The organism is Rhodanobacter lycopersici, assembly GCF_040812335.1.
In the GTDB taxonomy this organism is placed as follows: Bacteria; Pseudomonadota; Gammaproteobacteria; order Xanthomonadales; family Rhodanobacteraceae; genus Rhodanobacter_A; species Rhodanobacter_A lycopersici.
This window is the reverse complement of the sequence record NZ_JBFOHK010000009.1, coordinates 1-9910: the sequence shown is the minus strand read 5'-3', so window position 1 is coordinate 9910 and position 9910 is coordinate 1. Positions and strand designations below refer to the sequence as shown.

Below are 9910 nucleotides of genomic sequence, written 5' to 3'. Positions count from 1 at the left end.
CACGTGCAGCGTCGTGTTCCAAGTGGTGTTGGTGGTGCGTTGGCTGGGTGTGCCCGAGGCGTCGATCTGTTGATCGAGCAGGCCGTTGGCGTCATAGGTGGTTTTGGTGATGTTGCCGTTGAAGTCGGTAACGCCCGAGAGACGTCCATTGACATCGTACGCATACTGGCGTGTCGCAGAAGAGCATCCTTGGCAGGCGCGAGTAATCATATTTGGTTTAGCTACACCAAATTGATATTCAACTCCAATTGTTTCGGTCATCCCTAAGGCATGAGTGACCACATCGCTTGTCGCATAACCATGACTATCCAAAGTGTAAACAAAGTTTGTCGAATCCACTCCAGCAGGCTTGGTAGTAGAAGAAACGCGGTCGTTGACATCATAAACAGTCGAGTCAATTTTGGTTCCCGACTCATCCACTACACTTGTCAGGTTACCGTGACTGTTGGGATAACCACTGCCACCAGATTCGTTATAGAAAAATTGAATCGTTGTCGAATCTGGATAGGTGATCGATGAAAGGTTGTCGTTTGTGTCGTAGGAAAATGCATAGGAACCATTTGCCGGGGAGGTCAGGTCGCTTATCCTATTCTGAGCGTCATAGGCTAGAACTAACTTGCGACCTTGAGGATCGGTGATAGAGGTGAGTTTACCGTTCGAGTCATATGCCAGAGTCTGGCTCAGTCCACCACGCTGAACCAGTGCTGTCAATTTTCCCTGTGCATCATACAGTTCCTGCTGCTTACCACCATCTGTCAAGCTCCAGCCGGCGATTGTACCGTCTTGCGCATAACTCGCAGATAATGCCTCGCCAACATCCGCATCGGGAATCCAGGATGTTCCAGAGTTGTCGAACGCTAGTACCCTGCCATTCGGACGCAAGACGTAAGCAGTTGAAGTGGAGCCATTACTGTAGACCGTAACGGACTGCATGTAAGAATGCACACGGCGAATCCCAAGCACCAAGTCATTGGTGGCTACAGAATTACTGTTGCCGTTTGCGCTATTGTAGGTAATTCTGAAATCCAGCGGGAACGGTCCGTTGCCGCGATATACTTCTATCTCCTCAACTTTGTTCCCAGTTGCGACATTGACCGGATCGCCGCGAACAACGCAAGGACAACTGGGGTTCCCGCGATTCTTGTCGGGGTCGAGTTCTAGTGCGGGACAAGTATCGGGTCCATTTGTAATGGCGGGCTCGGTAACTTGTGTTCCGCAAGCGGTATATTTTATTGCGCTGCTGCCATACCGCCAAGGTCCCTCTAAGGGTGGTAGGCAATCAGCATCTTGCGCATAATCATCGTAATGGGCGTCATATGCGTTATCGGAACCTGCGGTTGAAGGAAAGGCATCAAGGTAAATATAGGTGTCAGATCCGTTAGGGCAGTGAGACACATTTTTGGACCAGTCGACTTGAAAAGCCGTGTCGGGAGTCTTGAATTGATGGGCGAGCATCTTTTGTCCGAAAGTTATTCCATTGTCTTCGCCGCCCGAGTACCAGTTGGTAACGTTATAAAAATGTATTGGTACGTGCCCCGCGTAGGCGCGTCCAAGAGCCAAAGCGGCAATCACGATAAGTAGGACTTTTGTGGTAACTCGTGCAAGAATATGGATCATTCTTATGCTCCTGTAACGACATAATACATACAGCAATTGGATAATGTGATATCACATTCAACATTATTGTTAAGCGCTTCCGTTGACCGGATTCGTGTCGACGATCTGGGTTTCTCGAACACTTGGCCGTGGGCGTTATAACAGTACACCGTGTGTGACATTGTTCTCCACAATATGGTGCGTGAGGCCGACTAGATACGAGCTGCTGTAGCCGTTAACGCTGTCGGCCTCGTCGTAGTGGCAAGCGACGTTCTTGTTGCTGTCGACGTCCATAGCCATCCCCCTGTCAGTTCGTACCGTTGTAGTTGTCGATGGTCTGCACCAGGCGATTGAGCGCGTCGTAGCTCGATTGCCGCTGGATACCCAGGCCATCGCTGCTCTGCACCAGGTTGCCGTTGGCGTCGTAGCTGCCGGTCGCACTGGCGTTGAACACGGTGTGGCTGAGGCCATCCACCACCGTGGTCAGCTGGCCCAAGGGGTTGAAAGTGCGGCTCAGGCTCTGGTGCACGGTGCCGCTGGCGTCATAGACCTGCTCGGCAGTCTTGTCTCCCGCGGCATCGAGCGTGTACTGCAGGTAATTGCCTTGCGCATCGGTGATCTTCACGAGGCGATGAGCAGCGTCGTAGCCGTAGGTGGTGGCGACCCCGTCCGGATCGGTGACGGACGACACCGCCCCGTAGGGCGTGTAGCCGAAGGAAGTCTGCGCGCCACCGACCGTGCGGCTGGCGAGCCAGCCGCGGGGCGTGTAGGTGAGGTCGGTGTTGATGCCGTTGGCGTCGGTCGTCCGCGTGACACGTCCATCGGTGTCGTAGGAGGCGATGGTGGTCACGTGGCCCAACGGGTCGGTGACGGTGTGCAGGTCGCCCGGCTGGGAGCAGGCGGCACCGGGCGTACCGCAGTCCACCGCGCTGCTCGTCAGGTAGTAGCTGTAGGTGGTGGTCTGCGCGAGGTCGGTGCGCGGGCCGGTGGCGGTCAGTAGCAGGCCGACCAGTGGGCATTGCACCGTGTCCACGGCAGTGCAGTAGGTGTAGGTCCAGCGGCGCACGCCGGCGGGCACCGTGCCAGAAGCGTTGCAGGCATAGCCTGAAGCAGCACTGTTGGTGGGGTCGATCTCGCAACGCGCCAACACCGCGCCGGTCGTGTCGTAAACCCAATCTTTGCGGTTGACGAGGTTATTGGTCGCATCCAGGGTTCGCCTCTCGACAGGGAGGCGAAGGGCTTCGTTCCAGTCCGTTTGAATCGTGCGCTGTGCTGTCGTACCGGCAGCTTCGACGCGCTGGGTTTCCAGGCCCGCACCATCAGGGCTGTAGCTGTGATTGGTGACGTTGCCGTTGAAGTCGGTTTCGCTGGTCAAGTTGCCGTTGGTGTCAAACGCCATGCTTTTCGGTCCGCAACGGCTGTCACAGTTGCCTGAGACGGCAGCCAGCTTCGGCATGCCTTGCACGACGTTGAAGGTGTAGTTGCGGGTTTGCGTCTGGTTTGTGGAAAGCGTGTAGGTAACCGTCACGGCACCATTGCTGCCGTAGGTCAGTGCCACTTGGTTGGCGTTGCCGCCGTCGTAACCCTGTGTAACGCGGTTGTTCGTGTCGTAGGTGAACCATGAGTAGCGTGTTTTCGTGCCACCCGCCGGAACGTAGCTTACGCCGGTAATCAGCTGGGGAGAGTTGGTGTTTTCGTAGTGGTAGACAATCGCCGAGCCATCGGGGTTGGTCACCTGTGTCAGGGTCTTGTACGTAGTGTTGTAGGTATAGGTCCAGGTATTACCGGCACTGTCCTTCACACTTTGCACAAAACCCGGGTAGGTGGTGCCACTTGAGGATGTGTAGCTGAAGGTCAGGCTGCGCCCGAAATCGTCGGTGACTGTGCTGAAGTCACCTTGCGCATTGTAAGAAAGCGTGAGCGCGCGGCCACCCAAGTGAACAATCCGAATGAGGTTGCCGCCGCTGTCATAAGTTTCGGTGTCGCCCGTGTCTTCATCGAAGTAGGTCCAACCGCTGATGCTGCCGTTACTGTCGGTTTCGGTCAGCGTGCTATGGACATCCGGATCGGACGACCAGGCGCCAGTGCTGGTGTCCTTGTTGAAATAGAGAATCTGGCCATCGGGGCGCTCGACGTAGGCTCCAATCGCCACAGCGGTCGCCGCATAGCGCACACGGCGGCTGTAGTTGGTACGCCAGCGATAGCCGAATCCTTCGGCGGGCGCATTGCTCACATCGCCAATAACGCGGGCTTGCGAATTGTAGTTACGTTGTAGCCGCGGGCCATTTGTGGCGCCGATATCGTCCACTTTCTCCCACATGAAGCCCATGGCGATATCCACGGGATCGGGGGTGGAAGGGCGGCATTTGTCGCAACCCGTTTTATGGCTCTTGTCTGGCAGTACGGTTGTGGATGGGGTCGTGATGTAGCAAGCGTTCGGGCCTTGGGTGTAACCCGCTGGACAAGAAAAGGTACGCGTCACGACAACATCGTTTATGGGCGCAGGCTGCACTATAGGTGGTTGCGCCTCCTGGTTGGTGAAAATGAATGTCCCGGCATTCTGCCAGTTGATGTCGTACATGACACCCGTTGACACGCATACGTACCAATCGGTGGTCGGGGGATTGCCGCCCCATGAATAGGAGCCGCCGCTTGTGCAATTGTCATTCGGAGGCATGGAAAGAATGGCGTCAAATTCATCATTGGGCGAAAAGGATGAAATAACGTCGGGAACATAACCACGGATAAGAGCTGCATGAAGAGCATCCATCATCGGACCAAAGGATGGATATCTAGCAGAGGAAGGGAGATACAACGGAAGTGTGAAACCCCATGGTCCGGTGATAGGGGGCACGCAACGTATATTGGGGCTGCTGCAGTCCTGCGCCTGGGCGCCAGTGGCAACAGTGATGAGTAAAAGTCCCGCAACCAGCTGCGACGTGATACGTCCGGACACCGTTGCCATCGACACCGTCCTGCGCGCCCGACGGTGATGAACATCAGGCGTCTTGCATAAGTGCATCGTCGACGCAAGGCTGGACAAGAGGTGAAGCATTGAGGCTCGGCCGACGTACAAGAGTGTCAGTGCCCAGATCGCAATGTGTCGATGTAGGCGCGTCACCGGAAGTAGTGAGGTTTTCGTCGCAGAATTCACTTGATCACTCCTTTTCAAGTACTGCTACTGCTGCCCACACGATGGATCAATGGATGACGGAACAAGTGCGCCGCAGGCACCCTTCCAATGCGTCTAGTTCGCGCCGTTGTAGTTGTCGATGGGTCTGCACCAGGCGATTGAGCGCGTCGTAGCTCGATTGCCGCTGGAAAAGGCAATCACCGCATTTCCCGCAATGAACAACCCTTGCGCAGGAAACAATTCACCCCCCAATTGGATCGCCGGGCCGCTGCCAGGTAGGCTAATGTCGATTTCATTGGACGGTAATGTGCCGTTGTGCGAGCTGATGTTTCCGCCGAAGGGGCGCGCCCCCAAGGGCTGGATATTCTGATTGACCTAATTCAGTTGCTCGTATTTGTCTTCTGGGGTTACTGGCCTAGTGCGACACCAGCTCGATAGCACTAGCATCACTGTTGCCCACAGGCAGTTCCCTTGCCAACGTACACGCATCAGATTGTCCCCTTGAGACCGCGCCTTGCGCGCGATGTCTTTTAGAACTTGCGCCGTACAGATCTGCGTGTCAATAAGCAAGAAATTACGATGATGCAACCCACCCAGACTTGGCTGGGTAGGCTCTATGGAGCTTTGCTCACACACTAGGCTTAGGGGTCTCTTGTTGCCGGAGTTGCTGAGTGCCACCAGTCCACACTGCAGTGGGTTAGCAGGCTGCTGACCGATGATGGATGGCGGATTGGGTAACCGAACACAGCAGATGCACGTAAGCGGAGGCCAACTTGGTAGCAAACTGTGCGACAGGTGATCGGTAAGCCAAGATATCGCAAGAAATTACTTATTGACGCGAGACTCCGTACGGCGTTAGTTCTAACTGAGCACCGTGCATAACACACCGTCTTAAGGGGACAATTCGATGCGTGTACGTTGGCAAGGGAATTGCTTGGGGTGTGAGTGCAGGTTTGACCGGGCAGGAAGTAAACGGACAGCTGGAAGCGATACAGATCAACCAGGTGGGCCGTCCGCAGGTGGCGACGAATGCCGCCCGGATGTCAATGTGCAACGCACGGCAAGCACCTCCGAATTACTCAAATCCGATCATTGATGACGGCGTGGCTGCGTCTGCGTATGTCCGCCGTTTTAAAACATTTCGCCACAGGGATGAAGGTGTATGACGCAAACCAAGGTACGCCTGCGGTTCCTTGTCGGATTGTTTCTGTGTACCGCCATGCATGCCACTTCAGCGTTGGCTCAAAGCTCGTGTGTTGCGCCCAATAGCTGGTGGACATACAGCCAAGCCGAAGCATACTGTCAAGCAACCCTGGCCTCGCTTCCGGCCCAAGATGTAGCAACATCGGGTTGCTACCTAAGTAATCTCAATTCAGCGAACAGCATACTCAGCGGTGAATGGAGATTTAATGTCTATAATTCCGCTATCAACTACAACACTGTAGGGGGCGTTGCTACATGGGGCTGCATTGACCCCTTCACACTGCCCTCCGCACCCGGCAAAGCCAACGGCGCCCCCACCTGCGGCGCTTGTGTCGGCGATCCCATCAACGCAGGCTCCGGGAATGTTTTCCGTCGCGAAGAAGATTTCCATGTGGGTCGCTGGCTGCGCTTCGCTCGCTACTACAACAGCGATCCCAGTGCGAGTGATCCCAATGGAGGGCCAGCCACACTCGGCGAGCATTGGCGCCACACGTATTCCAGCCATATCAACGAAAGCATGAGGGGTGTCGGTGCAGTCACCGTCACTCGCGAGGATGGCCGGGTCAGCACCTATTCCCTGGTCAACGGTACATGGGTAGGCGAGGCCGATATCCCGGACACGCTGTCCGAACAGACCGACGCCAGCGGCAACCTCACCGGCTGGACGCTGTGGCGTGCCGATACGCGAAGCACCGAACAGTTCAACGCCAGCGGCCAATTGACCAGCATCCAGGACCAGGACGGTTTCACCACGACGCTGACCTACAGCACCGTCAGTACGCCCACCTCGGTGGCGCCGGGCGCAGGCTACCTGATCACGATCACCGATCCTTCGCAGCGGTCGATCCAACTGACCTACAACAGCAGCGGCCGGATCAGCCAGGCCGAAGCGCAGGACGGTTCCGTTTACGCCTACGCCTACAACGCGTCCGGCGACCTCACCACGGTGACCTATCCGGACGGCAAGGTCCTGACCTATCTCTACAATGAGTCGGCCTACAGCGGCGGGGTAACCGCTGTAGGCCTTCTCACCGGCATCATCGACGAGAGCAACGGTCGATACATCACCTACAGCTACAACGCCAGCGGCCAGGCCATCAGCCAGCAACTGAGCGGCGGCGTGGCTTCCTACGCGATCACCTACAACAGCGACGGCTCCGCCGACGTGGCCGATCCGTTGGGCACCTCGCGCCACCGCACCTTCACCACGATCATCGGCGTGCCTCACGTCACCGGACTCAATGGCACGTGTGAGGCCTGCTCTCCGATCAGCGCATGGACCTACAACGCCAACGGTTACCCACAACAAGCTACGGACTTCAACGGCAACGTCACCGCGACGACCTATGACAGTCAGGGCCTGCTGACCCAGGAAATCGATGCGCAAGGTCAACCCAGCCAACGCACCACAGCCACGACCTGGAACACGGCGCTGCGCGTGCCGCTGACGCGCACGGTGCTGGACGCCAACGGCACCACGGTCAGCTCCACGCAATGGATCTACAACGCCATCGGCCAGACGCTGGCCCGCTGCGAGATCGACCCCACCAACAGTGCTGCTTCAGGCTATGCCTGCAACGCTTCTGGCACGGTGCCCGCCGGCGTGCGCCGCTGGACCTACACCTACTGCACTGCCGTGGACACGGTGCAATGCCCACTGGTCGGCCTGCTACTGACCGCCACCGGCCCGCGCACCGACCTCGCGCAGACCACCACCTACAGCTACTACCTGACGAGCAGCGCGGTGGACTGCGGCACGCCCGGTGCCGCCTGCTACCAGCCAGGCGACCTGTACCAGGTCACCGATCCGCTGGGCCACGTGACCACCCTCGCCTCCTACGACGCCGATGGACGTGTCACGCGGACGACCGACACCAACGGCATCAACACCGACCTCGCCTACACACCCCGCGGCTGGCTCGCCAGCCGCACGGTCGGTGGCGCACAGACCTCCTTCGGCTACACGCCCTATGGGGCGGTGTCCTCCGTCACCGATCCGGACGGGGTGACGACCACCTATGGCTACGACGCGGCCCACCGCCTGGTGAAGATCACCGATGCGCAAGGCAATTACCTGCAGTACACGCTCGATGCCGCGGGAGACAAGACTGCCGAGCAGGTCTATGACGCCAGCGGCACCGTGCACCAGAGCCTGAGCCGCACTTTCAACCCCTTGGGCCAGCTGACCACGGTGGTGGATGGCCTCAGCCACACCGTGTTCAACGCCAGTGCGACCGGCAGCTACGACGCGAACGGCAACCTGGTGCAGAGCAGCGATGGCCTGGGTATCCAGCGGCAATCGAGCTACGACGCGCTCAATCGCCTGGTGCAGACCATCGACAACTACAACGGTACGAACTGACAGGGGACATGGACATGGACCAAGGACAGATCGCAGTGCGTACCTTAGCCGCCATGAAAGAGGCCTCGCCCACCGCCGTTTATCAATTACGTTTAAGGCGCATCGATCTCTCTCTGGCTGGGAGAGCAAATAAAAATCCACCCCACTCTGATTTGTTCGGGTGCAGCACGACTCGTATTTTTGGACTGTTTTTTGGGGCAGTACTTGCTTTTATGTGCTTCGTAGTTTCTACACCCGCTCGCGCGGGCGAAGGTACGGGCCAGACACAGGCCAATGCTTATGCGATGTGCGTAGCGTTTCTCTCCACCCATCCGACATACAACCAGCAGCCAGCGAGATGCTTATTTAGTCCCGTTGCAGATGTTCAAGATAACGCGTCCTGCACTTCTGGTCTCAGTTCGATGGCGTCTTACTTCTGGGGCCCTTCTGGTGGCACCGATACAACGATTAATTGGAACTGGTGCGTTCTCGCGTTTAACCCAGATAAAAACAACGGCTGCTCCTGTAATAGTCAAGTTGGCGACCCTATCAACCTTGGTACCGGAAATGAATACGAAGGTCAAGAAGATTACTCTACTCTTACGCCATTGGAACTTAGACGCTATTACAACAGCAATCCTTCCGTTGTCACGACACATATTGGTGCAAATTGGCGAGACAATTTCGACCGCAGCATTGAATTTCCCACCGGCGGTTACGACTTCGACGCCACCGTTTTTCGCCCTGATGGCAAGAAAGTCCAGTTCATAAAAATGAACAACGTATGGACTGCCGACCCGGACATTAACGATACTTTGACCGAAAATGATAACGCTCAAGGCCAGCTTCAAGGATGGACATATTTTGACGCTGTGTCACGGCAGCTCGAAAATTACAGCGTGAATGGTTTGTTGACCTCGATTCAAAATCCAGACGGCCTAACCATCACTTTAACCTACAGCGACACCTCGACACCTTCGTCGATCGCGCCAATACCTGGCTTGTTGATCACAGTCACTGGGCCGCATGGACAGCAGCTTCAATTCGTTTACAACTTGGGTAGTCAGGTCACGCAAATCACACTACCTGACGGCGACACGCTTGGATATGCTTACGACACATTCGGTAACCTAACCCAAGTGACCTACCCAGATGGTCACACGCGCATCTACAAATACGATGAAGGTAGCAACGCGCCATCGGGTTTTCCAAGTCTTTTGACGGGCATTATTGATGAGGACGGGCAACGCTACGCAGATATTCACTACGACAGTCAGGGCCGCTCTATTTCGTCGCAACTTGGCGGTATCGCCAACCTCACTCAAGTGGCCTATAAGTCAGTTGGAACAACTGCAGTTACCTATCCGCTCGGCGCCCAGACTGCGATCGGATTTACGGTTTTGTATGGTCGGATGCAGATTATATCGGCTAGTCAACCCTGTGCGCCAATCTGCAGCCAAATCGCGGCAAGACGCACTTATGATGCCAATGGCTACCCAACGTCCCTTACCGATTTCAACGGCAACATCACCAAAACCACCTATGACGCCAACGGCCTGCTCGATCAACAGATCGACGCCTCGGGCACACCCAGCCAACGCACCACCAACACCACTTGGAACACGACGCTGCACGTG

3 protein-coding genes and 1 pseudogene are annotated in these 9910 nt (G+C 56.4%); 2 read left to right on the top strand and 2 right to left on the bottom strand.

Features of this window, described 5'->3' with window-relative positions:
* Positions 1 to 1617 (bottom strand): DUF6531 domain-containing protein (locus ABQJ54_RS19040; RefSeq protein WP_367855914.1); only part of this gene is annotated, 1617 nt, incomplete at its 3' end.
* A gap of 286 nt (positions 1618 to 1903) precedes the next feature.
* Positions 1904 to 4366 (bottom strand): DUF6531 domain-containing protein, encoded by a 2463-nt coding sequence (locus tag ABQJ54_RS19035; protein ID WP_367855913.1) that lies wholly within the window; start codon positions 4364 to 4366, stop codon positions 1904 to 1906.
* A 1525-nt stretch (positions 4367 to 5891) separates the two neighbouring features.
* Between ABQJ54_RS19035 and ABQJ54_RS19030 the strand changes: the two genes are divergently transcribed.
* Entirely contained in the window at positions 5892 to 8294 is a 2403-nt protein-coding gene (locus tag ABQJ54_RS19030) for a DUF6531 domain-containing protein (protein WP_367855912.1), read from the top strand.
* Between the two features lie 8 nt (positions 8295 to 8302).
* Positions 8303 to 9445, top strand: a pseudogene (locus tag ABQJ54_RS19175) (DUF6531 domain-containing protein); the annotation flags it as partial.
* Positions 9446 to 9910 lie beyond the last annotated feature (465 nt).